This is a genomic window from Chryseolinea sp. T2 (assembly GCF_037203685.1).
Classification (GTDB): Bacteria; Bacteroidota; Bacteroidia; order Cytophagales; family Cyclobacteriaceae; genus Chryseolinea.
The window spans coordinates 695,079-721,321 of sequence record NZ_JBBCAU010000003.1 but is presented as its reverse complement, the minus strand read 5'-3'; the positions used below and the strand labels follow the sequence as shown (position 1 = coordinate 721,321).

General features: G+C 44.1%; 21 protein-coding genes. 14 read left to right on the top strand and 7 right to left on the bottom strand.

Features of this window, described 5'->3' with window-relative positions; genetic code table 11:
* Positions 1–396: 396 nt before the first annotated feature.
* Positions 397–3,363 carry a glycosyltransferase family 117 protein gene (locus WBG78_RS12880; RefSeq protein ID WP_337326833.1) on the bottom strand — a complete coding sequence of 989 codons (2,967 nt, stop codon included), beginning with the start codon at positions 3,361–3,363 and terminating at the stop codon, positions 397–399.
* Between the two features lie 68 nt (positions 3,364–3,431).
* Between WBG78_RS12880 and WBG78_RS12875 the strand changes: the two genes are divergently transcribed.
* Entirely contained in the window at positions 3,432–4,631 is a 1,200-nt protein-coding gene (locus WBG78_RS12875; RefSeq protein ID WP_337326832.1) for a DegT/DnrJ/EryC1/StrS family aminotransferase, read from the top strand.
* A gap of 124 nt (positions 4,632–4,755) precedes the next feature.
* Here WBG78_RS12875 and WBG78_RS12870 read toward each other — a convergent pair whose 3' ends face one another.
* Positions 4,756–5,382 carry a hypothetical protein gene (locus WBG78_RS12870; RefSeq protein ID WP_337326831.1) on the bottom strand — a complete coding sequence of 209 codons (627 nt, stop codon included), beginning with the start codon at positions 5,380–5,382 and terminating at the stop codon, positions 4,756–4,758.
* Positions 5,383–5,530: 148 nt separating this feature from the next.
* Between WBG78_RS12870 and WBG78_RS12865 the strand changes: the two genes are divergently transcribed.
* Positions 5,531–6,742, top strand: coding sequence for a tetratricopeptide repeat protein (locus WBG78_RS12865; RefSeq protein ID WP_337326830.1), 1,212 nt, complete (start codon positions 5,531–5,533; stop codon positions 6,740–6,742).
* 132 nt (positions 6,743–6,874) lie between these two features.
* On the top strand, positions 6,875–8,083 hold the full coding sequence (locus WBG78_RS12860; RefSeq protein ID WP_337326829.1) for a hypothetical protein: 1,209 nt from the start codon (positions 6,875–6,877) through the stop codon (positions 8,081–8,083).
* On the opposite strand, the gene WBG78_RS12855 is transcribed toward WBG78_RS12860, so the two are convergent.
* Complete coding sequence (locus tag WBG78_RS12855) at positions 8,035–9,120, bottom strand: glycosyltransferase (RefSeq protein ID WP_337326828.1); 1,086 nt, start codon at positions 9,118–9,120, stop codon at positions 8,035–8,037. The two genes, WBG78_RS12860 and WBG78_RS12855, sit on opposite strands and share 49 nt — an antisense overlap.
* Before the next feature lie 131 nt (positions 9,121–9,251).
* On the opposite strand from WBG78_RS12855, the gene WBG78_RS12850 reads away from it, so the two are divergent.
* From WBG78_RS12850 to WBG78_RS12825, 6 genes are all read left to right on the top strand, one after another.
* Positions 9,252–10,082, top strand: coding sequence for an ABC transporter permease (locus WBG78_RS12850; RefSeq protein WP_337326827.1), 831 nt, complete (start codon positions 9,252–9,254; stop codon positions 10,080–10,082).
* A 40-nt stretch (positions 10,083–10,122) separates the two neighbouring features.
* Positions 10,123–11,349, top strand: coding sequence for an ABC transporter ATP-binding protein (locus tag WBG78_RS12845; RefSeq protein ID WP_337326826.1), 1,227 nt, complete (start codon positions 10,123–10,125; stop codon positions 11,347–11,349).
* Positions 11,350–11,373: 24 nt separating this feature from the next.
* Positions 11,374–12,234: an FkbM family methyltransferase gene (locus tag WBG78_RS12840; RefSeq protein WP_337326825.1), complete on the top strand. Its 861-nt coding sequence runs from the start codon at positions 11,374–11,376 to the stop codon at positions 12,232–12,234.
* Positions 12,235–12,303: 69 nt separating this feature from the next.
* Positions 12,304–13,344, top strand: coding sequence for a glycosyltransferase (locus tag WBG78_RS12835; RefSeq protein WP_337326824.1), 1,041 nt, complete (start codon positions 12,304–12,306; stop codon positions 13,342–13,344).
* A gap of 17 nt (positions 13,345–13,361) precedes the next feature.
* Positions 13,362–14,060 carry a class I SAM-dependent methyltransferase gene (locus WBG78_RS12830; RefSeq protein ID WP_337326823.1) on the top strand — a complete coding sequence of 233 codons (699 nt, stop codon included), beginning with the start codon at positions 13,362–13,364 and terminating at the stop codon, positions 14,058–14,060.
* A gap of 33 nt (positions 14,061–14,093) precedes the next feature.
* Entirely contained in the window at positions 14,094–15,218 is a 1,125-nt protein-coding gene (locus WBG78_RS12825) for a glycosyltransferase family 4 protein (RefSeq protein WP_337326822.1), read from the top strand.
* On the opposite strand, the gene WBG78_RS12820 is transcribed toward WBG78_RS12825, so the two are convergent.
* Positions 15,180–16,013 carry a hypothetical protein gene (locus WBG78_RS12820; RefSeq protein ID WP_337326821.1) on the bottom strand — a complete coding sequence of 278 codons (834 nt, stop codon included), beginning with the start codon at positions 16,011–16,013 and terminating at the stop codon, positions 15,180–15,182. The two genes, WBG78_RS12825 and WBG78_RS12820, sit on opposite strands and share 39 nt — an antisense overlap.
* A gap of 73 nt (positions 16,014–16,086) precedes the next feature.
* Positions 16,087–17,151 (bottom strand): acyltransferase family protein, encoded by a 1,065-nt coding sequence (locus WBG78_RS12815; RefSeq protein ID WP_337326820.1) that lies wholly within the window; start codon positions 17,149–17,151, stop codon positions 16,087–16,089.
* Positions 17,152–17,344: 193 nt separating this feature from the next.
* On the opposite strand from WBG78_RS12815, the gene WBG78_RS12810 reads away from it, so the two are divergent.
* The 5 genes from WBG78_RS12810 (at position 17,345) to WBG78_RS12790 (ending at position 23,739) form a co-directional block, all read left to right on the top strand.
* On the top strand, positions 17,345–18,262 hold the full coding sequence (locus tag WBG78_RS12810) for a glycosyltransferase family 2 protein (protein WP_337326819.1): 918 nt from the start codon (positions 17,345–17,347) through the stop codon (positions 18,260–18,262).
* A 10-nt stretch (positions 18,263–18,272) separates the two neighbouring features.
* On the top strand, positions 18,273–19,424 hold the full coding sequence (locus tag WBG78_RS12805; protein ID WP_337326818.1) for a glycosyltransferase family 61 protein: 1,152 nt from the start codon (positions 18,273–18,275) through the stop codon (positions 19,422–19,424).
* Between the two features lies 1 nt (position 19,425).
* The gene (gene asnB, locus WBG78_RS12800) at positions 19,426–21,300 is read left to right on the top strand and encodes an asparagine synthase (glutamine-hydrolyzing) (protein ID WP_337326817.1); all 1,875 of its coding nucleotides are present in this window, start codon (positions 19,426–19,428) and stop codon (positions 21,298–21,300) included.
* 8 nt (positions 21,301–21,308) lie between these two features.
* Entirely contained in the window at positions 21,309–22,526 is a 1,218-nt protein-coding gene (locus WBG78_RS12795; RefSeq protein ID WP_337326816.1) for a glycosyltransferase, read from the top strand.
* A 538-nt stretch (positions 22,527–23,064) separates the two neighbouring features.
* Positions 23,065–23,739, top strand: coding sequence for a glycosyltransferase family 4 protein (locus WBG78_RS12790; protein ID WP_337326815.1), 675 nt, complete (start codon positions 23,065–23,067; stop codon positions 23,737–23,739).
* Between the two features lie 70 nt (positions 23,740–23,809).
* Here the strand turns inward: WBG78_RS12790 and WBG78_RS12785 are convergent, their stop codons facing one another.
* Together WBG78_RS12785 and WBG78_RS12780 are read right to left on the bottom strand one after the other, a co-directional pair.
* Positions 23,810–24,613: a hypothetical protein gene (locus tag WBG78_RS12785; protein ID WP_337326814.1), complete on the bottom strand. Its 804-nt coding sequence runs from the start codon at positions 24,611–24,613 to the stop codon at positions 23,810–23,812.
* Positions 24,614–25,103: 490 nt separating this feature from the next.
* Positions 25,104–26,237 (bottom strand): acyltransferase family protein, encoded by a 1,134-nt coding sequence (locus WBG78_RS12780; RefSeq protein WP_337326813.1) that lies wholly within the window; start codon positions 26,235–26,237, stop codon positions 25,104–25,106.
* Between the last annotated feature and the right edge of the window lie 6 nt (positions 26,238–26,243).

Sequence of the window (26,243 nt, the reverse complement as noted above, 5' to 3'; positions counted from 1 at the left end):
CCAATTGACAATTGACAATTGACAATTGATAATTATTGAGCCCCTGTCGGGGCTTTTGGTTGTTCTTACCTGACGAATGTATGCTTGGTTGGAATCCCTTTTTGATTGGCTAAGCTCATTGGTAAGCGCAGGTGGCCGCGATGCTCATTGGTGCCTTTGATACTTCAAGTTGGAGACTATAACGTTTCTCAGTGGATCTTTCAGGCATGTTTGTGAAACTACCGAAGAAGCTGCATGCGGAGTCGGGACCTGCGTGCTTCATCATCTACAGTGGCGCGGTAACGAACGGCGACTCCCAGATGTGTGCCGAAGCGAAGTAAGAAAAAAAAGGGGGCTGCTAGCCCCCTCCAAAAATTATCAATTGTCAATTATCAATTGTCAATTATCAATTGTATGTTAGTACGCTCCGTCTCCCCTTCCTCCCTGGAGAACGGCCGCATGCTTTTCATAATTCGCTTCAATCTTAGCTGCCAATTCTGACTCGCCATACTGGTGAAGTACGCGTTGCAGTTCGCCGAGGATTACGACGTTCACCTGCAGCTCACGTCCAAGATCGCGCTTGCGGATATAGTATGAAGCAAGCTCGTCTGAACGACGGGCCATCGTGTTGGCAATCTCCATTGCTTTCTCCTTCTCGCCAACCTCAAGCAGCATCTCGACGGTCTGCGCGTTAGTATAATCATATGGTACAGATGCATCCGGCATCTTTGCCATGGAGTAAAGTAACACCTCACGGGCTTTGGCAGTATCACCTTCCAGGATGAGGAACTGTGCAAGCGCATTGAAGCTGCTGCGATGGTTGAGTATAAAATTCCTGTAATCCTGGTTGTAGTAAACCTTTGGGTTGTCAACGTTTCTGAACTGGAATTTCTTCAGCATGTTTTCATAGCTCACCTTGGTGTTAACAAGTTCAAGCTGCGTAAACGGACGTGGATTATAGATTGGCAGAATGCGATAAGCATTGCCTTCCTGTACCACGTAGCGGCTCAGGTCTACGTTGAATTGAGCAAGTGAAGTATTATTCACGTACAGCGGACGTTCCCAGTTCGAAGTAGCCAGTACGTCGAGCATGGCAAGGTCTTTCTTCTCCAGGCCGCTGCTGCGAACACGGAGACGCATCTCCGGCACGATCAGACTATCCATGCCTTCAGGAACAATGCCCAAAGATTTCACCTTCTCAACGTCAACCTTCAACACAATTTCCTTTGTAGGAAGCATGTTGCGTGTACCACCATAGTTAGGATGCAGAAGTCCCTTGTTATTGTCTCTCAGAAGTTCAAGGAATTTTGTTAAGTCCATCGACTTGATGCCAGCATCAGCATATGGCAGATAGTCATTCAAGCCATTCTGAACATAGTTGTCGGAGGTCAGCGTATAGGGGAATGCTTTCGATGTGTATGCCTGACGCATTGTTTGCTCGATGTACCAGTCGGTGTTGTAGTAGCTGAGCACCACGACGCGCATGTCTGTGCGAACGCCTTCAACCTCTTGTGCATACCAGAGAGGGAATGTATCGTTATCGCCGCCTGTGAAAAGAATAGCATCCTTAGCACATGATTGCAGGTAATTAACTGCAGAGTCGACGGAGAAGTAGCGATTAGAACGGTTGTGATCATCCCAGCCCTGAGCAGCCATGAGAATCGGCGCCGACATACCAATTGCTGTCGCGATGATCGCCGCAGTCTTAAGATTTTTTGTGAAGCGAACGAAAGTCTGTGCCATCGCTATAATCGCGAATCCTATCCAGAGGCAATAAGCATAGTAGGAGCCGGCATAAATGTAATCCCGTTCACGAGGCTCTGTTGGAGGCGAGTTCAGATAGACTACCAGCGCCACACCAGTAAGAACAAAGAGGAGCAACACCACAACAAAGTTTTTCGTGTTGTTCGACGATTGAAAGAACATGCCAATCAACCCAAGCACAAAGGGAATCATGAAGAAGTTATTACGACCGCGATTGTTCGCCAGCAATTCGGGAAGGTCTTCGAACCAACCCGTAGGGGCAAGCCAGTCGGCATTTTGAATGTCGCTTTCGCGTCCTGCGAAGTTGAAAAAGAAATAACGCACATACATCCAGCCGATCTGATGCTGAAGCATGAATCCAATGTTCTGACCCCAGCTGGGTTTTTGGCCTTCTGCTAATCCAAGGTTTTCACGATAGGACGCTGCATGCTCAGAGCTCCAAACCCTTGGAAGGAAGGTTTGCTCATTCGGAGGATACACGTATTCGAATTTGTGATCCTTCACTTCGTACTTGTCTTTTCCCTTCTTGTAGATCGGAGCTCCTTCTTTCATGTCAACCGGCGACGAGGTAAAGTAGGGTCCGTAAAGCAAAGGCCGGCTTCCGTACTGTTCGCGCTTCAGGTAGCTTACGAAACTCATGACATCCGAAGGATCGTTTTCATCGATCGGAGGATTGTCGCCGGAGCGGATCACCACCAAAGCATAAGATGAGTAACCGATCAGAATGAAGGCTACCGCCGTGAGGAACGTGTTCAGAACCACCTTCTGGTTCTTTTGGGAATGCATAATTCCATACACGAGAGCACCGAGCAGTACGAGAGCGAAGAAGATCACTCCGGATCCAAATGGGAGACCCAGGCTATTGACGAAGAAGATCTCGAAGTAGCTTGAATAGGTAGGCAGTCCAGGGATGATGAGGTCGTTAATCAGCCAGATGATGAAAAGACTGATCGCCATAGTCGCGATGACACCCCACGTTGTAGGCTTGTACTTTTTGAAATAGTAGATGAGTGAAAGAGCTGGTATCGTTACGAGGTTCAGCAAGTGAACGCCGATTGAAAGGCCCATCATGTAAAAGATGAGGAGCAGCCAGCGGTTCGCTTTCGACTCGTCTTCAATTACCTCCCACTTGAGAATTCCCCACACGACGAATGCAGTAAAGAACGACGACATCGCGTAAACTTCCGCTTCAACGGCAGAGAACCATGCTGATTCAGAAAATGTATAGCAAAGTGATCCAACAATGCCGGCACCAACCAGTACCCACATCTTTTCCGGCGTGAGGTCTTCCTCTTTTTCGGCCTTCAGGAGCTTTCTGCCAAAGAGAACTATCGACCAAAACAGGAACAGCACGCAAAAGGCACTGGCCAGCACGCTGCTGAAGTTGATCCAATACGCCACTTTGGTGACGTCACCAAAGGCGAGGAATGAGAACATCCGTCCGATCAGCAGGAACAAGGGTGCACCCGGGGGGTGAGGTACTTCCAGCTTGTATGATACCGCGATGAATTCGCCGCAGTCCCAATAGCTCGCCGTTTCTTCCATCGTAAGCCAGTACGTGACCAGGGCCACGAAGAACACGGACCAACCGGCTATGTTGTTGATTTTCTGAAAGTTCATCTAGTGTAAATCAAAATAAGGCCCGAAAATAAGGAAATTGTACTTTAGATTTCACAAGTTGTCGCCCTTTGGAGCAGATCCCATTTAACAGGCTAGCGCCTCAGCATGATGCGTCTGTCATTGACGCGTTGTTGTCCGTTGTAAAAGACGACTGGTTTGTGCTGGGCAAACGGCTGCAGACGTTCGAGTCGGAGTTCGCCCGCTTCACTGGGGTGAAGCATTGTGTCGGAACGGGTAATGGCCACGATGCATTGGTGCTGGCAATGAAGGGATTGGGTCTGGGGAAGCAGGACTCGGATACTAATGTGCAGGGCCCTGGTGCTGAGCTATTGTCTCCGCATCGAGAAGGTGTTCATCATTCCAACGAACGTCTAATCGATGAGATCCTGGTTCCGGCCAACACATGCACCGCGACTTTTCTCGCGATCTCAAATGCAGGTTGCCTGCCCGTGCCTGTTGAACCGGATGCCGCTACTCTTAACATCGATCCGCGACGGATAGAGGAGCGCATCACTCCTCGTACAAAGGCCATAATGCCCGTTCATTTATATGGGAATCCATGTGACATGGGGTCAATAATGGAGCTGGCGCGAAAGCACGATCTGAAGGTTATCGAAGACAATGCCCAGGCCCATGGGGCGACGTTCAGGATTGCAGGATCCGATCATGAACAGACAACCGGTTCCTTTGGCGAGGCAAACGCTACAAGTTTTTATCCTACCAAAAACCTCGGAGCTCTCGGCGATGGAGGGGCAGTCACTACCAACGGTGAGATCGTTAAAGACCGTATCCGAAGAGCAAGAAATTATGGATACAGCTCGAAAGACATCTGTGATTTTATTGGTATGAACTCCAGGCTCGATGAAATTCAGGCTGCTGTGCTGTCGGTGAAGCTGGCTCGATTGAATAAATGGAATGAACAAAGAAGGATCATTGCCAGAATGTACGACACCCACTTAAGCGGTTGTGGAGATCTTATTCTACCCGGGGTTACGCCGGGAGGCAAACACGTTTATCACTTATACGTGGTCCAAACTGCGCGGCGTAATGAATTGCAACAGTATCTGGCTGGCAAGGGTATTCAAGCCATGGTCCATTATCCGGTGCCACCTCACCTTCAGAAAGCATATTCGTATCTCGGATATAAGCGGGGGGCCTTTCCAATTGCTGAACGTCTTTCAGAACAAGTGCTTAGTTTGCCATTGTGGGTTGGGATGACGGATCAGCAGGTGTTGAGAGTTGTCAAAGAGGTGAGGAGCTTCTGGTAATCAGCGATGGCATAAAGGCCAACAAAGGCTCACAAAGGCTCGAAAAGACATTACAAAGACGATGCATAGGCTATATAAAGGCGATGCATCGAAGATATATCGGGTTTGCAGGCACCTTCGCGTGCTACTTATACACAATCATATAGAAACCGAGCCACAGAAAAAACAGGAGCACGTAAGAGCAAAGGACGATCGTCCAGACATACCGTTTATCCTTTCGCGCAAAGTGATTAATTCCCTCGACAAGCGCATACCAATAAACGATTTCAAAGAGGTTCAGGGCCCGGAGAGGATATGCATATCGCTTATCAATGGCTTCATAGTCGAAGAAGTGCATCAGCGACAGCGGATAAAAAGCGCTGATATCACCCAACGTCGGATCTGTTTGTACCGTCATGAACCAAATGATCTTGAGAACCTCCGGGATGAGGAAGATGTATTCGGCTCCAATCACGACGCCCCAGCACTGCGTGTAGGTGACACGGTAGCCAAACATGAAGCACCCGACCCAGATCACGAAGGCGATCACCGTGAATTTCCACAGGTAAACGAACGGGATGGAGAAGAACTTGACCGCGTTCAGTATCCGAAGGATAGCACCTTCGGGCCGATCCTGAAGGAATTCAAAGGCCGCGGTTTCATTTTCGATCAGGGTGATCTTAACATAAAGCAATAACAGCGTGATAAGGCACAGCAACACAAAGAGTAACCTTTTGTCGGCTCCGAAGAATGACTTAGTTTCGTGTTCCATGACCTATAAAAGCGAGTTGAGAGCAGCGCATTGTGGCAAGTTTATGACGCTTCGGCATTTATTCCAAAAGAGGGCAGACCGTGTTGGTCAAATTTTCAATACCTGTAGCACCCCCCGACGTTTGGTTTCGTTACTTAGATCGTGTTCATTGCATCGATCACGTATACTCATCCCGGTAGCTGCTGCGCTGGTGCTATTAGTCGCGCCAACGTTTGTTAAGGCACAACAGACTTTCAAAAAAGATACAACCATTATCCTGCTGTCGGATTTGCGCATCCAGCTCGAATGCCAGCAGGCCCTCAACGACCTCTACAACTTCAAATTCCCCCAGGCAGAATACCAGTTCCGTTACCTGCGTGCCGAATACGGCTGGCATCCCCTTCCATATTTTCTTATGGGACTTATCGAATGGTGGAAGATCATGCCGAACACAAAAGACACCTCGCATGACGATACTTTTCTCGCCTATATGGACTCTACAATAAGGGTGGGTGAGCGGCTGTACGATGATTTTCCGGCTTACAAGACCGAAGCAGCTTTCTTTCTCGCCGCGGCCTATGGATTTAAGGGCAGGCTTTATGCCGATGAAGAACGCAAAGCATGGGTGAAGTCTGCGGCGGTGGGAAAGAGCGCCATCAACTATCTGGAGGCGAGCAAGTCAAAGGAGGGGTTAAGTCCCGAGTTGCTGTTCGGTGATGCCCTGTACAACTACTTTTCAGTTTGGGTACCTGAGAATTATCCAGCACTGAAGCCGTTCTTATGGTTCTTCAGAAAAGGAGACAAGGCATTGGGACTTCAGCAGTTGAAGGAGGTTTCGTATAACGCTTTTTATACCCGCACGGAAGCAATGGTGTGGTTGATGCGCATTCTTAACAGCTATGAAAACGACCAGCCCAGGGCGTTTCAGCTGAGTGAATACCTGCATCAGACGTATCCTGATAATCCTTACTTTCATCGGTACTATGCCCGTATGCTTTATTATCAGGGGAAGTTCACGGAAGCAGAGCCAGTATGTCGGGCGATCATCAACCGCATAGACAGCGGGCAGGTGGGTTACGAAGCGACGAGTGGAAGGTACGCCGCATTTTTCCTGGGGCAGATCTATGAAGCGCGAAGAAAGTATCCCGAAGCGAAGACCTACTACCAGGCGGGCATGAAGTACGCAGAAGCTGTTGATGCAGGGGATTCGGGTTATTATTTGTTTTCGATGATAGCGCTGGGAGAGATCGCGGAGCGGGAAGGCAACAGCGCCGAGGCGAAGAAGTGGTTTAAGGCAGTGACCAAGAAGGCGGATAGAAAGGACGAGGCGTGGAAGGATGCGAAGAGGAGGTTGAAGAGGATGGAGCGGGGGAATGATTAACTTTGAAGAGTGGACGCACGCGATTTAGTAGTAACACCAGTTTGGATTATTATCATATATGCAGTGGCATATTTGGTAAGGCCTTTGGTTACGGACTCGATAAATCGTGTCTACTTTTTTCCAGCGTTGACCGTGAAGATTATTGGAGCGTTGGCAGTGGGGATGATTTACCAGTTCTATTATGGGGGTGGAGATACCTATAACTACCATACCTGGGGCAGTAGAATTATATGGGAAGCATTTTTTGATTCCCCAGCCAAGTGGTTTAAGCTCGTTTTTGGTGACAACACTGATGCGACGGGCATTTATAATTATAGCACACGAATCCTATTCTTCTATGATCCGAGCTCATATGCAGTAGTGAGAGTTGCTGGATTTTTCGATTTATTTACATTCTCCGCCTACTCAGCAACTGCCGTTTTGTTTGCAGTATTCTGTTTCATCGGAGTGTGGATGCTTTTTTTGACGTTTTACCACGGTTATCCCGACCTCCATCGGCTGTTGGCAACAGCAATCTTCTTCATTCCTTCAGTATTCTTTTGGGGCTCAGGACTTCTGAAAGATACACTCACCTTAGGTTGTCTTGGAATTGCAACATTTACAATACACAGGATTTTTATTCAGCGTAAATTCCGTTTTGACCTTTTTGTTTTGCTACTCGTTGCCTTACTCGGTTTATTTAAAATCAAAATCTACATCCTGCTTGTTTATCTGCCCGCAATAATTGTGTGGGTGTTCCTGGAAAACCTTGATTCTTTGAAGTCACTTGTATTGAGAATCATGTTGTTCCCATCCGTAATTACAATAGCAACCGTCATCGCCTATTTCGCCATGATCAAGGCCAGTGAAGATAATGCGAAATATTCCATTAATTCTATTGCTAAAACCGCACAGGTTACCGCTTATGATATCAGATATTTGTCGGGAAAGGACGCAGGATCTGGTTATACCCTTGGTGAGCTTGATGGCACCTTTGGTTCCATGATTGCCCTTGCGCCGCAGGCAATTAATGTATCCTTGTTTCGCCCCTACTTGTGGGAAGTAAACAACCCCTTGATGTTGTTATCCAGTCTGGAAAGCGTGGTTTTTCTGGTGGCGACTTTACGCATTCTGTTTCGCTACAACCTTCGCATTTTTAGAGTCTTTCTACAACCACCGATTTTCTTTTCCCTTATCTTTTCATTAACCTTTGCCTTTGCCGTGGGAGTGTCGACCTACAATTTCGGCACTTTGGTTCGGTATAAAATTCCGCTGTTACCGTTCTTCGCCTTATCTCTGATACTAATCACCGACTATTCAAACAGAGAAAGAAACGTCGGAGTATTGGAACTTACTGAATAGCGGCTAACCACAGTTTCCCTGCCTTTTACGCCAATCTCCTGCCGCAATTTTGAGTCGGCGATAAGCTTTCCGAGAAGTTCAATCCAATCCTGTTCAGAATTAGCCATGAATCCGTTATCTCCGTTCTGAACAATACTGCTGTTCACTCCAACCGAAGAACTTACGCTCGGTATGCCGAGCGCCATATATTGGAGGATCTTGAAACCACATTTTCCTTTGGACCATTCGTCGTCTGGAAGAGGCATGACACCAATGTCAATTCTTGACAGGTCTTCAATTTCTGTCCGTTCGCTCCATGGAATGTAGGTCAATCGCTTTAATGCAGTGTTTGGAGGTTTGTTGGCAATGATGAGGAAACTAACCATAGGAAATCTGATTTCAATCTTCCTGAGCACGGGCTCAAGTTGTTCGAAGTATTTCAGCGTAGAATGCGAGCCAGTCCATCCAATGATAATTTCCCTGGAATTTCCTTTTCCAGAGTTCAACAAATGATGGTGACGGTTAGTATCAATAGTGGTCGGATTAAGCGTAACGGCTTGGTTGAATTGTCGGGCGAAGTCGCACAAATAGGCATTGCCACAGCTAATGCGGAATGACCACTTGCAGATTGAGGAGATTTTTCCACGCCATTTTGATACTCGTATGATTAGGGATTCATCTTTTCGATCTGAAAGCCACAAGGCATCGTCGAAATCATATATAACCCTTTTTTTTAAAAGCTTTGCAATAACCCATTCAAAGATTGGGGGTCCGACGGGTGAAGCTTCGCGATGGATAAATACGAAGTCAGCCTGTAGCACGGCGATTAAACCTACCACTCGACGGCAATATCCCTGGAGCAAGGCCATGGCTTTTTTCAGAGCATTTCCGGGCTGGTAAAAGATGCGCCAGTTGGAAAGAGTGAGAAATGATTGGACGACATAATCAATCTGATTCGATTGAAGAACCTTGAAATACTGCTCAAAGCGAAACCTCGGAGAAGGTGCTTCACCTTCCGGATAAGGTGTTATGAATAGAACTTTTTTTCGCTTGGGCACAGTCGCAAGTATACCAATTTTGGGGCATAGGCTAAATCGCCAATTGGCATACTGGGCAAATCTCTATAACTTGCATCAAAGTACTTCGCGCTGGTATTTCCGAGCCCGTGTCTATACGCCAGCGACCAGATATGATGAATGACAATATCGAATTCGTGGTCGACGCCGATCGACGGCGGATGCTTAATTGGAAGGAATTATGGAGCTACAGAGAGCTCTTTTACTTTTTTACCTGGCGCGATATTAAGATCAAGTACAAGCAGACAGCTTTAGGGTTTGCCTGGGCTGTGTTGCAGCCACTATTGATGATGATCATCTTTACGTTCTTTTTTGGCAGGGCGTTGAATATACCGTCGCAGGATCTACCATACCCAATTTTTGTTTTCTCTGGCTTGTTGTTATGGAATACCTTTTCCTCTGGTCTGACCAGTTCAGCCAATAGTATGGTTAACAATGCGCATATCATAAAGAAGATATACTTTCCAAAGCTGATTATTCCAGTTTCTTCGATCCTCGTGGCATTGTTTGACTTTTTAATGGCCTTCCTGTTATTCGTGCCTTTGCTTGTTTTTTACGGTCAGCCAGTTTCATTCATGGTTATATGGGCTTGGCCAGTCGCCATCCTACTAACTCTTTTTGCAACGTTGGGCCCTGGCTGCTTGCTCTCTAGTTTGAATGTAAAGTATCGTGACTTTCGATATGTGATACCATTCCTGATTCAGGTCTTGTTTTTCTTGACTCCAGTCATTTATCCAATCAATTTACTTAAGTACCCCTTCTTACAATATGTGCTAGCCTGTTCACCGATGTATGCGGCTGTGGAGCTCTTTAGGTTGCCATTAACCAATACTGAGCTTAACCACTCACTAGTCTTAATGAGCGTAGTGTCTGGATTGCTCCTCATGGCCATTGGAATATATTACTTCAGGCGGACTGAAGATTTTTTTGCAGACCTTGCTTGAAGGTAAGTGATGATGCAAGTCTGTTTTTAAATAGGACTAAATGAGGCCAATTCTCGAGGTACGAAACATCGCTAAGCTATTCAAAATTAGCCATCAGTCTGCTGGTTATCTCAGTTTGCGAGAAAGGCTATTAGGTGTTTTTCGCGGAGAGGGTCTGGACCGCGAGGACTTTTGGGCATTGAAGAATATTTCTTTTGATGTCGCGCCTGGCGAGTCGTTAGGTGTTATCGGAAGGAATGGTGCAGGGAAGTCCACTCTTTTGAAGATACTTTCTCGAATAACTCCACCCACAAAAGGAAGAATCGTGGCCCGCGGTCGAATCGCTAGTTTACTCGAAGTGGGTACGGGGTTTCATCCAGAACTAACTGGTCGGGAAAACATCTATTTCAACGGTTCGCTCTTAGGGATGATGCGACGTGAGATTGAGGGAAAGTTTGATGAAATTGTAGACTTCAGTGGTGTCGAAAAGTTTCTTGATACACCACTGAAGCATTATTCAAGTGGCATGCAACTTAGACTAGCATTTGCAGTTGCCGCTTTTCTCGAGCCGGAGATATTGATAATTGATGAGGTACTTGCGGTTGGAGACGTTGAATTTCAGAAAAAGTGTATGAATAAGATGGAGAGCGTGGCCAAAGGAGGAAGTTCTTTGCTCTTTGTAAGCCATCAACTCGGATTGGTAAGTAAACTCTGCAAGAATACGATTTTGCTCGGCAATGGAACTGTATTGGCGCAGGGAGAGTCGTCCAGTATTATTGACAAATACATGGACTCTGTCGGAGTCAACAATGAATTCAGTGCGGTTGGCAAAGCGAACGCTCAGCCCTACTTTTTTAAACGGGTAAGGACGCTTTCAATTGATGGGGCATCCGCAGCTACCTATAGTCACGCTGAAGAAATCTGTATTGAGGCAAATTTTGGTAGAAACGAGACAATCAAGAATGTTCATCTATTGGCGGCGGTAAACAACAAGAATGGCCAGCGCATTTTTTCGTCTGACATTTGCTTAGATGACTACACGCTGAGCGAAGATGAAAATACCTTTAAAGTTACAATTCCCAGGAGTACCCTCACTCCAGGCACATATTCCCTTCTGTTAGCATTACATATTCCTAATACTGTTGGATATGACATGAAGGATCAAATCTGTCAATTCTCAATTTATGATGGTGGCTCTGAATTTACCCACTTTGAGAACCGATGGTTTTATGGTGATGTTTTTGTTAGATGTAGGTGGGAATTAGTTGATGGCAACAATCATCAATAGGTACTTTTCAAAAAAAGGATCGTCGTGAGCAAAATTCTTTTTATACTGAATGCATATCCTCTGAAGAAGTATCCGGCACTCCTTGCTATTTTATTCTTTCAATTCGTGAGACTTAAGTCCAGTATCTGGCATTTTCTATTTGATAGCAACCTGATAGAGTCGAGATCAATCTTGACCTTCTTACATGATCACAAAGGTGAGGCCCTGCCTGAGAAGGATCATATGAGAATTAAGTTTGCTTTCTGTTCATCCTCTATTCAAATGATCCTTCGTTGGAATAGCTCTGATTTTATGGTTTTTAATCAGGTCTTCATTCGTGAGGAATATAGTTTATTAAAAACTGAGGAGCTGTTAAGACCAACGATTCTGGATGGTGGTGCTAACATTGGATGCACAACACTATATTTAAAAGCTCACTTTCCGGATGCAATGGTTTTTGCAATGGAAGCAGACAAGGATAATTTTGAAATTCTTCAGAAGAACATTGAGTTAAGCAAATTAGCAAACGTCTCATGTGTAAATAATGCAATTTGGTGGGAAACAGGGGAAGTCTTTCTCGCTGCTGATTACCGCGACGGAAGAGAATGGTCTCGACATGTTGCCCCTTCCGGTACTACGAAGGTGGCTGCATCCACAATCGCTAGCGCTCTCGAAGGTTCTGGCTTTAAACAATTCGACATCTTGAAGTTGGATATTGAAGGTGCAGAAGTCGACATTTTTGAGAAAGATTTGAGTCTGGCTTCGGGTCTGAAGGGAACCTGCCGAATAGCAATTGAAGTGCATGAGGATACCAATAATCGTGTTGTAAAAGGACTTGAACAATACGGATTTCAATTATTGGAAAGGGGAGAGACCCTATTCGGCTTTCGGAACAGTTTAGTATAGCCCAAGCAAATCCTAACGACCTTTACTTGGAGATGTTTGAAATGAGTTGTAGTTTTTTTGAGGTAAGCAATGGCAATAAATACGCATAGTGTTTCGATTGTAGTGTGTTGCTATAATAGTGCGCGCCGGATCGGCACGACCCTTCGATATCTTTCGAAGATAATTGTTCCTGCCTCTTTCAAAGTCGAAGTGTTAATAGTTGACAATGCGTCTACCGACGACACTGCACAGACTGCTCTGAAAACTTGGCGCAATTGTGACCGAAACGAAATTGAGTTTCGTGTTGTCCATGAAGAAAATCCAGGATTGGCAAATGCGCGAATGAGAGGCATTCGCGAGTCGCAATCTGACTACATAGTCTTTTGTGATGATGACAATCACCTGGACGAAGGATATCTGGTTGGTGCCTTTGCAATGCTGGACAGAGACTCGACCATAGGCATTCTTGGTGGCTATTCGCAGCCAAAATTTTCTATCAAGGGGCGGGAATGGCTGAAGGACTTTTTTACGGCCTTGGCAGTAGGGGATGAAAGAAAACAAAGTGGGTTCCAAACATGGGTGTTTGGCGCAGGGATTGTCATACGTAAGAAAGTCTTTGACCTACTGGAGAAGAGAAGCATTAAGTTCCAACTATCTGATAGGAAGGGAAAAGCTGTTAGTTCAGGAGGTGATGCTGAGATCTGTTGCATGGCGAGATTCTTAGGGTTTAAAGTCTATTACTCATCAGAGATAACTTTTCACCATGAGATTCCGGAAAACCGATTGGAGCGAAAGTACTACTTGTTCCCCAATTTGCTTGTGATAGACGACATAGTTCATCTATATATACTTGAAAACATTGTCGAAGGCTCCCTCGAATCAGCACTAAAATTACGCTCTAGGTTTCTTTCTGGTGCTTTAAAGGAACTTTTATACTTTGCACCGCGAATGGCTTTTGGCGGTCGTCAGTTTTATAGTTTCTGTATGTTCTACCAGAGGTTACAGAGTATTTATTGGTTGTCAACGAAAGGTTCCACGTTCACATTAATTTACGATCGTATTCAAAGGAATTTAAAAGGTGAATCGCCCGGAGAGTATGTGAGGAGCAATGGACACCTGCTGCATATGTAAGATTATGCCTTATTGTTATGCCTGAAAAAGCAACAAACTATGATTCATGGCATGGTGCACATGTCGCCGACAATGACATTGATACGCCATGGCACAATTTTGCTAAAGCACAAGTGCAAAAATTAGCTGTCAATAATTCGGTGATTTTGGAAATCGGATGTGGCCGTGGCGGGTTTTCAAATTTTATCGTCAATAAATACCCCGATATAAAACAGTTGTTTGCATGTGATTATTCTCCAACGGCTATCGAGATTGGTCGCGCAAACGCCCCAAAGACTGGTAAAATTACCTGGCAACAGGAGGATATTCAAAAGCTGAGTTTTTCTGAACAAACGTTTGACGTAATAATTTCGTGCGAAACCATCGAGCACGTGCCGCACCCATTACTAGCGCTCAAAGAAATGCACCGTGTATTAAAGACAGGTGGGACCCTAATCTTGACTTGTCCAAACTACTTCAACCTTTTTGGTATTTGGTGCTTGTATCGGAAAGTGATTAGAAAGCCTTACACAGAGGGAGGACAGCCTTACGTCAATTATATTCAACTACCATCAATTTTTGCACGGCTAAAAAGTCTGGGATTCGAATTCGAACTCTTCAAATCGTCGGAACTAGTGTTGCCGGCGAGAGTGCCGAAAACTTACTTTCGGAACGAGGTTCCGGGGCTATGGAAATATTTTGGATCTCGCACGTTTTATCGGTTAAAAAAGACTTAAACATACTCGTCGAAACTTCTTTATAGACTTAGCGTGTCGACAATTCTGTTTTATGGCCCATTTGTAAAACGCGCTCGTGATGTGGAGAGTGTTATGATAGCCCTTAAAGAAAAGGGGCATCACATTATTTCGCTTAATCTTAATTGTGATACTGAGTTCAGTAATTTTGTCGCGAGTCAAGGTATATCTACTCATTGTCATGAAATACCAGGAGATGGGTCAATATTATATTTAGTCAAACACGTTTGGGCATTTATTAGATTTTGCCGGAGCAACAAAGTCGACTTTGTATTCAGTCACCTGGATACTACAAATTTCATTGCTTCAGTTGCGCAGTATTTCGTGAAGGCACGAGTGTTCCTGTGCAGGCATCATGTGAATGAAGCTGCATTATACAAATACAGCCACAGCCGGACATATGTGGCGACCAATGCATTGGTCAGGGAAATGATTGTGGTTTCGGAACGGGCACGGACGTATATGCATGAAATCGAAGGCATAGCTCTGCAGAGGATACGACACATCAATCTTGGTTACAATTTCAGACTTTATCCGCTTCCCAGTTTGAATGCCGCTGCCAGCATCAAACGTTCCTTTTCAGGAAAAATTGTCATGCTAACAATTGGACGACTTACGCAATATAAACGCCCAGATGTTTCAGTGGAAATAGCGCAAAGACTAAAACAACGTGGCATAGATGCAGTTTTATTGCTTCTAGGGGACGGACCAATGCGTCAGCAACTTGAGGATGAGGTGTCAAAAAACGGATTATCTGACTGTGTGTTTTTTAAAGGACACGTCCCGAATGTTTTGGACTTTCTCGAAGCTGCTGATATTGTCCTACACCCTTCTCTTTTGGAGTCAAGTTGTGTGGTAATCAAAGAGGCCGGGCTGTTGAAAAAGCCGGTTTTGCTTTGTAAGGACGTCGGCGATTTTAATGAATATATGATTGATGGTACAAACGGATTTGTAGCTGATGCAGAAAACTTTGCGAACACGGCGATTGAAATCATATCTCACAAGTTTTGGCAAAACCGACCAGACATTGGGGAAAATTTGCACAACACCATTACGAGGAGATTTGATATTGACAATGTCCTGCCCCAATATTTGGATCTTCTATCCAGCAATGTCCGGACGGCTACCTACAATAATTAACTCTTTGTTTTGCAAATAGCTTGCTACTTCTGAATATGAACTCCAATATGAGCCATAGATTTTTGAACAGTTCGCAAGACAGAACAACTCAATAAGCGCATCCTGTACACCCTTTTCCGTTGATCTTGTAAATTCTTTGCTGTAAATTATCAGTCTATTGTCTGCAATTCTTGAACTCAATTCATGAAGTACGAGAGGGTCATCAGTAGCAAGAAAGCACTGTTTGATACTATGATCATTTAGAAGTTCGATAAATTTATCAAGACTGCTTACTTGTATTGATTTGTAGTTATCGGTCCTTCTTATGTGCACACCTACAATGTTCGGTTTAAAATTCTGAATTAGATCGTCGATGACAATACGTAGTTGCTGAATTGGTGCAAATACCGTCCAATCATTGTCAGCAAGATAGAAGTGCTCGCAACTTCTTATATAAACATTGGTATAGGTCTGAAGAATCTTACGGGCTGTTGCATCGTCGGCAAACACGATGGAATGATCTTGCTCATGAACGACTAAGTTGAAACCGTTAAGGAGGTTGATGGCTTGTATGGTTTTTCGTTTTATCCATGACTTGTTGAAACTGGAATATATTGTACCCACATTTTCCTGGACAATGTTCACATTGTTAATGGGCTCGAATAATCGATTAAAGCTACATTTGAGATCTTCCCCCGTCTTCCAAATTACTTTTAGGTCCTTTCCCAACGACTTCGAGAGTGCTATTGCACTTACGATAACTCGCATTCTGTTCCCCAATCCGCCAAATGGTTCAATAACAATTAATCCCGGCATCGAAACGAAATTTTATACTCTTCACGGAGACTTTCGAATTATTTGATTCTTGAGGTAAAGTTTCTCTTCGATTTCATTGAATGTCTCGGTCTGGAGTAAACTTTGATTTAAAGAGCAAAAATGGTCTCTCGATCAAATAGTATGAAGCAATCGAGACAACAAACAGGATAGCGAGGTTTTGTGGAAATGAGCTTATCATTTTGTCTTTTCCGCTAATAAAATATTGCTGCCAGAGGTACAGGCTGTAAGATAGTCTACCTAACCAGGTCATTGGGCTGGCATTGAGTACATCATAAACAGGGCTTTGCCTTGGAAATATGTAATAAATCAGGACAATGCCAATTGAAAGGTTTGTGCTTGTTCTCCCCAGCGGAATAAGTACGATGTCCAGAACTGGATGGTATTGAAACGAATAAACGAGCAAGATGGCAGCAATCGCTATGAATGGAATTATTGGAGTCATTTTTTTAGAAATTTCTCTCAGCCAATCGCGTTTATAACTGTACAGAAATCCTATGTAACATCCTGTCGCCAAAAAGTCGGCATGCAGGAAAAATCCAGAAAGGAAATAAGATGAGTTTTCCGGAAACTTATAGTACAATGCTCGCATCGCGGATCCAACGATCAGTGAAATAATCCAGGCGATACGTGCTTGTCCGAGCTTTAGTCTAAGAATAAAGACAGGGAACAGAATGTAAAACTGTTCTTCTACGCCAAGTGACCAACTGTGATTGACGTACCAATTCGGTTCGCTTATGTTGAAGTTATAGATGTATAGAGCGCTTGCAAGAAGTGCGCGCGAACTGACTTCAATCTGCCCTAAAATGCTAAGTATCAAAATGAAACCCAGATAGCAGTAGAAGGCTGGAAATATCCGTAGAACTCGTCGAATATAGAAGTTTTTCAGATTGACCGAACCATACTTTTCACGTTCGGTCAAAAGAAGCAGAGTGATCAAGAATCCACTTATTATAAAGAATATATCGACCCCTGTCTTGCCGTCAATGAACCATCCAATGTACTGATTCCATTTCTCGGTCAATGACCGTGTTACTGATAAATGGGATAGTACTACGAAGAGAACAGCGACAGCGCGCAATCCGTCAATTGATGGTATATGATTTTTAGAAGAACGCAAGAAACGCGGTAGATAATCCGGATTGAAAACTACTCAAAAAATTGCTGTATGCAATTTTGATTTCGTGAGATAAGACGATCGACGATTTTTTTTGAACGGTAGGTAGTCCAAGTGCCTATTCCTTGTCGGCTTTCAATTAGAGATTCGTAACTTTCGGTTATAAATTTAGCAGCATTCAGAACCTAACTATCGAATGAATCAGCACCCCCCCCAGATCTCTATTATCATACCTGTATACAATCGGGCGGCCATGCTGGATGAATCGTTAGGGCGGGCTTTAAGGCAAAAGGATCAAGCTCTGGAGATTATCGTCGTTGACGACGGGAGTACCGATAATACCCGCGAAGTTGTCATGAAGCACGCCCAGCGTGGACCTGTTCGATATATCTTTCAGGAAAATAAAGAACGCGGTGCTGCTCGAAATTTGGGAGGCAGTGTGGCTACTGGAATGTTTTTGAACTTCTTTGACAGCGATGATATAATGTTGGATAACCATATTTCGGCTGCATGGACGTTCATATTGAACAACAGGGATGTTCAATTTTTCCATACGTGCTATCAGGTTGCAGATATGAATGGTACGGTGTTATCGGAAGAACGTGGTGCCTCTTCGGCAAATACGAAGCGGCGACTCATTTCAACCAACTACCTCGCATGTAATAGTGTGTTTGTACAACGAGATCTTTTTCTTACTAATCCATTTAACGAAGACCGACAAATGGCATCATCCGAAGATTGGGAGCTTTGGTTAAGGCTGGCTAGTAGAACCCAATTGATGCGTTGCAGTGCCATTACCTTTCAGATTAGAAATCATGCCAACAGAAGCCTGGAGACAATTTCGACGGAACAAGTAATCACAAGGGATACAAAGATGCTGAAATACCTTCTGGCAGATCAGCCCTTTGTTGCTACTTTTCGCAGATATCTTCGCATTTTTGAGGCGGACAGATATACCTTTTTTGCATTGCTAAGTATTGTCAACTTAAAGAACGTAGCTGAATCAAAAGCTTACCTATGGAGGGCTTTAAAGACAACCCCAGCTGTTTGTTTACGCAAGCGATTTTGGGCAACTTGGAGACACGTACTGAATTATTCAAGAAAATTCAATTGAATCTGTGTCCTTGGTCAAAGTACTGCTGAAGCGAATCTTTCCGATAGCATTTCTCAAGAAGGCTTTCCTTGTATATAATAAGCTTAAGATTTCTACTTTCGATAAAGTATGCTACCGGGAAGTGGTGATTGATCCTTCAAGTTTTGTCTATAAAACTATTCATAGTCCATTTGCCGGGGAACTGTATAGTTTTGATGAGCTAAAAATTCGCCCAGAGTTTCCTTACCTGCAATTCTGGCGTACATGGTCAGAAGATCAGTATATTCTCGACTTTAAATCCCTTTGTGTTATTGAACCTGTTCACGGATGGGGGATAAAAGGAGCTAACGGTCTCGTGTATCAGTCACTTCCCTATTCCAGAACGGATCATCAAAAGAAACCAGATCTACTTGCCTATTGGAACAGACGTTCAGTGGAGAAAGTTGGATTTGCCATTTCATTCCGCGATACAGGAGAAGAAAACTACTTTCATTTCTATAACGACATTCTCACTAAAGTAAAATACCTGAAGGACTTTGGTATTCTTCTCGAGTCCGTCAAAATCATTGTTGCAGAAAGATTATGGACAAAACCATATTTTCAGCACATGCTTGCTTCATCGAAAGAATTGTCCGGGTTAAACTGGTTGATACAGTCCACTCAGTATATCGAGTGTGAGAGAGTAATCTTTTGCAAGGCACCAACGCACAGTGCGGGTCTCCTGACCGATGTATTCAAGCCACTCAATACTTCTGCACCCAAAGGAATACGCCGGATTTTTGTCACACGCAAACGTGAACGATTGCGTTTTGTTGATAATATTGATGAGATTGAAAGAGTCTGTCAATTGCACCACATAGAAATAATTGATGCGGGTGATCTAACATTACCTCAGCAGATAGAGTTGTTTTCAAGTGCGGCTCTGATAGTTGGAATTCATGGGGCAGGACTTACCAATATGATGTTTCGTAATGGAAAATGTAAGGTTTATGAGATCTTTGCTCCTCCAGATCTGGGATATCTTCCTTTTCACTATGCCATGCTGGCGAAATTGAAAGGTTTCGAATATCGTGCGATAATTGGCAGGCAACCGAGCGAGCGATTTTCTGGAGGCTTTTACGTTGACGCAGATTCGTTTAGTTCTGATCTGGATGATTTCATTAATAAAAAGGAATTGAAATAGCATGTGCGGTATTGCCGGATATTATAATGCAGAAGTTCCAAGGACGATAATCAGAGACCTTACCACCTGTCTGGTGCATCGTGGGCCAGATGCAAACGGCAGCTATGTGCACAATAACGTCGGGCTGATCCACACGCGGCTTGCTATAATCGAGCTTTCTGAATTAGGCTCCCAGCCTTATAGATTCGAACACCTGGCACTTGTATTCAATGGAGAAATATACAACTTCAAAGATGTTAGAAAAGAGCTGCAATCCGAAGGTTATTCATTTGTTTCAAATTCAGATACTGAAGTTGTTATAAAGGCATTTCATCGATGGGGGAGTGGGGCGCCAAACAGGTTCATTGGAATGTTTGCATTTGCGATATATGATCGAATCAAGAATGAATTATTTCTCTGTCGTGATAGGCTCGGAGTGAAGCCGCTATATTATTCGACTTCTGCAAAGGGTTTTTATTTTGGCAGCGAGCCCCGGGCAATTGTATTAATGCAGGGAAACGCTGAAGTCAATGTAGAGGCTGCGGCTCTTTATTTTCGATTCGGGTATGTGCCATCACCATACTCAGCATTTGATGGCGTGCATAAGTTGGAGCCAGGAACATTCATGAGGATAGGTTCCGAAGGAGCAGTATTGCAGAGGTACTGGAGTTGGTCGTCAAAAATGTCTGCGGGAATTTCGGAGGACGTTGTACTTGGAACTATCGAAGAATTGCTGGTGTCCTCCGCTAAGTTTCGAATGGTTTCAGATGTACCGGTTGGCTTGTTCCTTAGTGGAGGCGTTGACAGTTCCTTGCTTGCTTCCATTCTAAAGCAACATGTAGGTGGCGGTCTTCAGTCATTTACTATCGGATTTAGCGAGCCGAGGTTTGATGAGTCCATGGCCGCGCGTAATATTTCCAATCATCTTGGTTTCAGGCATGTTGAGAAGATCCTGGAACTCGACGAGGCAAAGAAGTTTTTGTATAAGTTCTATGACATATACGATGAACCGTTTGCAGATACGTCTGGTATACCGGTAGCGTGCGTATCTGAGCTTGCAAAAGAAACTGGTGTAAAAGTGGTCTTGTCTGCCGATGGTGGCGATGAATTGTTTGCCGGATACAACCACTACATGGATGCCTATCGTCTTTATAAGAGGTTCTCGCGGATGCCGAGGTCGGTACGGAGGACACTTGTTTCCGTGTCGCGTAGACTTGTTTCGGCTGAAAGGAGGAAGCAGATAGTTGCACTGAATTTTGAACACAAACTTTCTGCCGTTGAGGAATTGTTGAGTGCTGGCAACTATCTTGAGTTTTACGAGGCCTTTATCGCTAATCAATCGAAGCCTGAAGTTTTGCAGCTTCTTAAAGGAACTATTGTTCCCGACTTGCCTTCAAATCATGAAAGAGATGAAATGTTGGCGAATATGTCGGATTGGGATATCAGCTACTACCTTCCTGATGATCTTTTGGTAAAGATTGACCGGGCATCAATGTTTTTTGGTATTGAAGCGCGAGAACCTTTTCTCGATCATCGACTTGTTGAATATGCTGTTGGACTTCCCGCAACCCTCAAAGTCAAGAACGGAATCTCTAAGTATCTTTTGAAAAGCCTTTTGGGGAAATACTTGCCTGAGCATTTGATTCAGCAAAAGAAGCGCGGTTTCAGCATCCCCATCTTTGCGTGGTTCAGTCGGGACCTTGATGAAATGTTTGAGAACTATCTGTCAGATGACTCCCTGAAGCGGCTTTCGTACATCAATTCGAAGGAAGTTAAAGGTGAGCTTACTAAGTACAAATACTATAAACAACGCGGCAAGGAGTATAACATTGAGAAGATGTGGAGAATCCTGAGTTTCGTAATGTGGCATAAGACATGGATAGAGAAGGTAAACTAAAAAAACTCATGCTCATTTTGCCAAACTTTGGAAAGGGTGGCGCTGAGCGATCGATCGCCAAATTGAGCTTCATCTTCGCGGAGGATTTCGATGTTCATTTTGTGGTTTTCAATAAGCAAACTCTTCCGACATACCCGTCGACAGGGACGATTCACTCTCTTGATGTAACGGCCGGATCCAATGTATTTGATAAGGCATGGAAGTTTGTTCAAAGGGTGATTCGCCTGCGTCGACTTAAGCGAACGCTGGGCGTTGATATAAGCATAAGTTTTTTGGAGGGTGCCGATTATGTCAATGTGCTATCTGACGTAAATGATAAAATCGTACTAAGTATTCGAGGTTCGAAGTTCGGGGATCGTGAAATTAGTGGGTTTCTGGGTTTCCTCAGGAAGTCAGTGTTTATGAAAATTCTGTATCCTAAGGCTGATCTTATCGTGGCAGTCAGCGAGGGAATTCGGAATGAGTTGATTACGTTGATGGGATTGGATGGAGACCGGATTGTTGTAATTTCCAATCCATATGACATTGAAGGTATTGTTAAAGCATCACAAGCGCCAATTGACCCTAACGTAGAACCGATATTTTCCAGACCAGTCATTGCAACAAGTGGGAGGCTACATCCTCAAAAGAACCATGAAGGTCTTTTACATGCTGTGAAGGTTTTGAAAGACCAGGGATTAGTATTTCGCCTCCTTATTCTAGGTTCGGGCAATTTAAAATCAAAGCTGGTCAGGCTTGCACAAGAGTTGGAACTAAACGTAGCCGAAAGTGACCATGCAATAGCTTACAAAACTGACGTTGTTTTTCTCGAACACCAAAGTAATCCCTTTCCATTAATACGACGATCCAAGCTCTTTGTGCTGTCATCATCATGGGAAGGGTTTCCAAACGCTTTAGCAGAAGCGATGTGTCTTTCGGTGCCGGTAATTTCGTGCGATTGTCCATACGGTCCACGCGAAATTTTCGGAGCAGGTTATTTTAATGGCCCAATACTGGAGGCTATCTGGACTACAAATGGAGTACTGGTGCCGATGCTTGACTCTTCTCATGCTTATAACACCTGTGCGGAGGCGGCGAAGGCCCTGCTGACTAATCGCGAATTGTCACAATCTTTAGGTACTGCCGCTGCCGCACGAATGGCTGATTTCAACGAGACATCAATAAGTAGCAAGTGGATTGAGGTTGTGAGAGTTCAGTTGCACCCATCGCTCACAAAGCGGCTTTAACACGCGCGGTTTGTAGCAGAGACCTGGTGACAATTGCAGGCGAAAAAGGTGAGGAATCTGCCGCATTATAACAGGTGATGAGAACTAAGGGAGATTGATTATGAATAAGCCCACAATAATGGTGATAGAAAATGCTATAGACGCGACGGGCAGTCTATTTTCGATTATTCGAAGTAGCTTATTCTTGAGTGAATACTTCACATTCGAATTCATACTCCCAAGCGAAGGACGTGCCGCAGATACCCTTCGCGGTTTTGGCTTCCAAACCTGGATTATTCCAATGAGGGAACTGCGGCGCACCTCGTTATCTGTTTTATTCTATCTACCGGCACTGATTGCCAACGGCATAAGATTCAAAAGACTTGCGGAGAATAGGAATGCGGCAGTTATAGTGAACAATGATTTCTATAATCTAATGCCAGTTGTATCGTCCATGATGCGTTTGAAGACACAGTACGTTTGCTATGTAAGATTTATGCCGTCAAAGTTCCCCAGACCACTGGCGAATATGTGGTTTGATCTTCATAACAAATTCTCCGTGAAGATCATTGGTGTTTCCGAAGCCGTTAGGCGCGAACTGCCTGCTTCTGAAAAAAACATGGTCATTTATAATGAGCTTCCCGAATACTCAGTTGAGTTTAGTCCCGGCGTGAGTAAACTGATTGTGTTTCCTGCGAATTACATCACAGGCAAAGGCCAAAACTATGCGATTGAGGCATTCGCGAAAATAGCAGATAAGTTTCAAGAATGGACACTTCGCTTCGTTGGCGGCGACATGGGGCTAAGTAAAAATAAAGCTTACAAGTCATCATTGATCAAGCGCTCGCAAGAGCTCGGATTGTCAAATCGCATCGAATTTCTTGATTTTGCAACCAACCTTGTGTTGCACTATCAGGAGGCTGCATTCATTTTGAACTTCTCAGATTCAGAGTCGTTCTCGCTCACGACTTTGGAAGCCCAATTTAACGGGCGTCCAGTTGTAGTGACTCGTTGTGGTGGTCCAGAAGAAATCATTATTGATGGTGAGACTGGAATCCTTGTGCCATTGAAGGATATTGATGCCATGGCGCAGGCAATGGAATTGCTCATGACAAAAAACGAACTACGACAAAAAATGGGAGCCAAGGCCTATTCACATGTTAGAGAAAAGTTCTCACATCAAAACACTAGCGGAAAATTGGCTGACGTGTACTTATCGGCTATCAAAAAATAGCTCCTTCTTCGTCGGGCTATACGAGCTTAAGAAAAAATGAAACGCTATTTCAAGCCAATGCCAGCAACTTTTATTGCAGAGGGTTAGTACTTGAAAAGTCGCTTAAGGTTCTTTGTATGTAATTTGAAACTCCCGTAACAGAGAAGTTATTCAGGTGCCAGTCTCGGGAGAGTTGACTCCTGTGAGCTAGCGCGTTCTCATCAGAAAGAAGGCGGGCAATTTCATCGAATCCCTTAGTCCAATCAGTTACAGTAATGATTGGAGAATTTTCTAAAAAAGGTTTTGGCGGTAGCCTTTCGGCGATCACAATGCATCCTGCGCGTAAACCTTCATAGTGCCGAAAGCATTCATCGTTTGAAATACCAGGAGGAGATAGAATAATCTTAGATTCACTTAAAGCTTTTGCGTATTCAATGTTATTCAAGCCTTGCCCAAAGCCGCCTGAAAATCTGATATAAGAATTTTTAAATTTTGAATCAAACTTTAGTCTGAAAAACCTATGCACCCGGGAAAGCACTGATAGTGGCAAAGCATGCCAACCCGTCAACGCTTGAAACAGCTTCGTCCTGCCTGCATGAAGATTCCCGGAATAGAACACATTAATTTTACGGCTTTGTATTGGTATATAGGGAAGTTCAGGCACTGATGAGTTGCAGCAAAGCGGAAAATGCGCGATGCTTAAGCTTTTCAGAACGTCACTATATTCCTTGAGGTATGCATGAAGGATTATGGCTCGTTTGCTATCCGCAAGCTCAAATGGAACTCTTCCGCTCTCATCGTAAATGATATAGACTCGGCTTTTTTCCAATGGAGCATCTATTGTCCATGATGAAATATTTTGGTTAACATTAAAAAGCACAATCCATTCATGCATCTTGAACAACATTGGGTCTACATCGTGGAGATGACTAATTGTTCTAAGTAGGGTAGGGCCTTCGAAAGTGTTACGGAAACTCTCACTGTGTAAATTGGAAAAAAGGGTCGGACTATGGTTCACCTGGTGCAAAAGCATATCATCACATATCTTATCTTAATAGATCACTTTACATTCTGGTTTCTTGATACAAACATAGTTGAGCGAACTTGCTGGTTCGCATTTTCTTAGATTCTGTTTATCAAAGGCATCCGGTACCAAGTGCATATAGCTCCCGATGCCAATTCTTGTGAGTCTTGACGTCGGTTCGCTAACCCAAGTTTTGACGCATTGTGGCATCCTGAGCGGAAATTAAGATTTTAAAGTCATACACAATAGGTGCTTCCCGACATGTACTTTACAGGTGAATTCAAGTGGCAGAGAGTCACGTAGCATTGGCATCTCAATATGCTTGGAGCATTCTAAGTCACATTGACAATGACCCGCGCACCTAAGAGTTGCTCGGATAGAATCTATCTCTTACACCCAGGAAGTACTTTTCAACACTGTAGGTAATTGTCATTCCAAATAGTATGCACGCTGAGGCGCTGACCAGAAAGATTAACCAACCAGGAGCAGCGTAGTAAAAGGGAATTTCTAATCTGTATAGAGACAGTAGAACGGCAGAATAAGTTAGATATATAGCATAGGAGCTAAAGCCAATGCGAGCAATTATTTTAATAATAAACGGGCTCAATACCCGCATTAAGTTTTCACTGGCGTTAGGAGACGTCACCAAATAACTCAATATTATCCCAAAGGATATTGAAGTTAGGGAGAATCCAACTGTAAGAACAAACATCGACCCGACGGGCTCGATAAACGGTGTCCAGGCCAGGCACGACACACTAATAAAGCATAGGAAATATTTAAACTTCGATAAATACGCTTTGAACCTTGCGATTTGAAAATTGTAAAAATACGATATGGCCACACCAAGAAACAGGGAGTCAATTCTTAAATGAGTCCTTGTAAAGTTGCCAGGCCTAAAGGTATCGGAATGCATCACAGAAAACATTCTCATTGTCAAGCAACCAAGCATAATCAATGCGGCTATTCCGGGAAGGAAGTGAATGTTGTTCACGAGTATTTTCGACCTGTATTTTAAGACTGTCCAAAGGACAATGCACAATAGAAAATAGAAATGCTCCTCCACGGCAAGAGACCAGCTCGCGCTGTACGCATATCCCCATCCCCACAAGTAGTTTTGTAAAAATGTAAGATCCGAAAGTAGTCCGATTAGGTTAAGGTGGTCGTCGGCAAAGAGAAAAGGCACGTAAAGCAAGTAGGTGATGTAGTAGAGTGGATAGATTTTGAACCCTCTCCTGATTAGGAAACGAGTATAATCAATACGGCCAGTCTTTTTAAACTCTTTGAATAATAGGCCCGAGACCAAAAATCCACTTAATACAAAGAAAAGATCGACGCCAATCCAACCCAGCCTTGTCGTTAGTTCACTTAAAGGCTGATGTCTGAACAATACGAGCAGAATTGCCAGACCTCGTAAAAAATCTAATCCAATATCCCGTCCCTTCATCTGATCGACGGTATGACTTTGTGGACCGCCTCGTACTGACTTATGCATCCAATT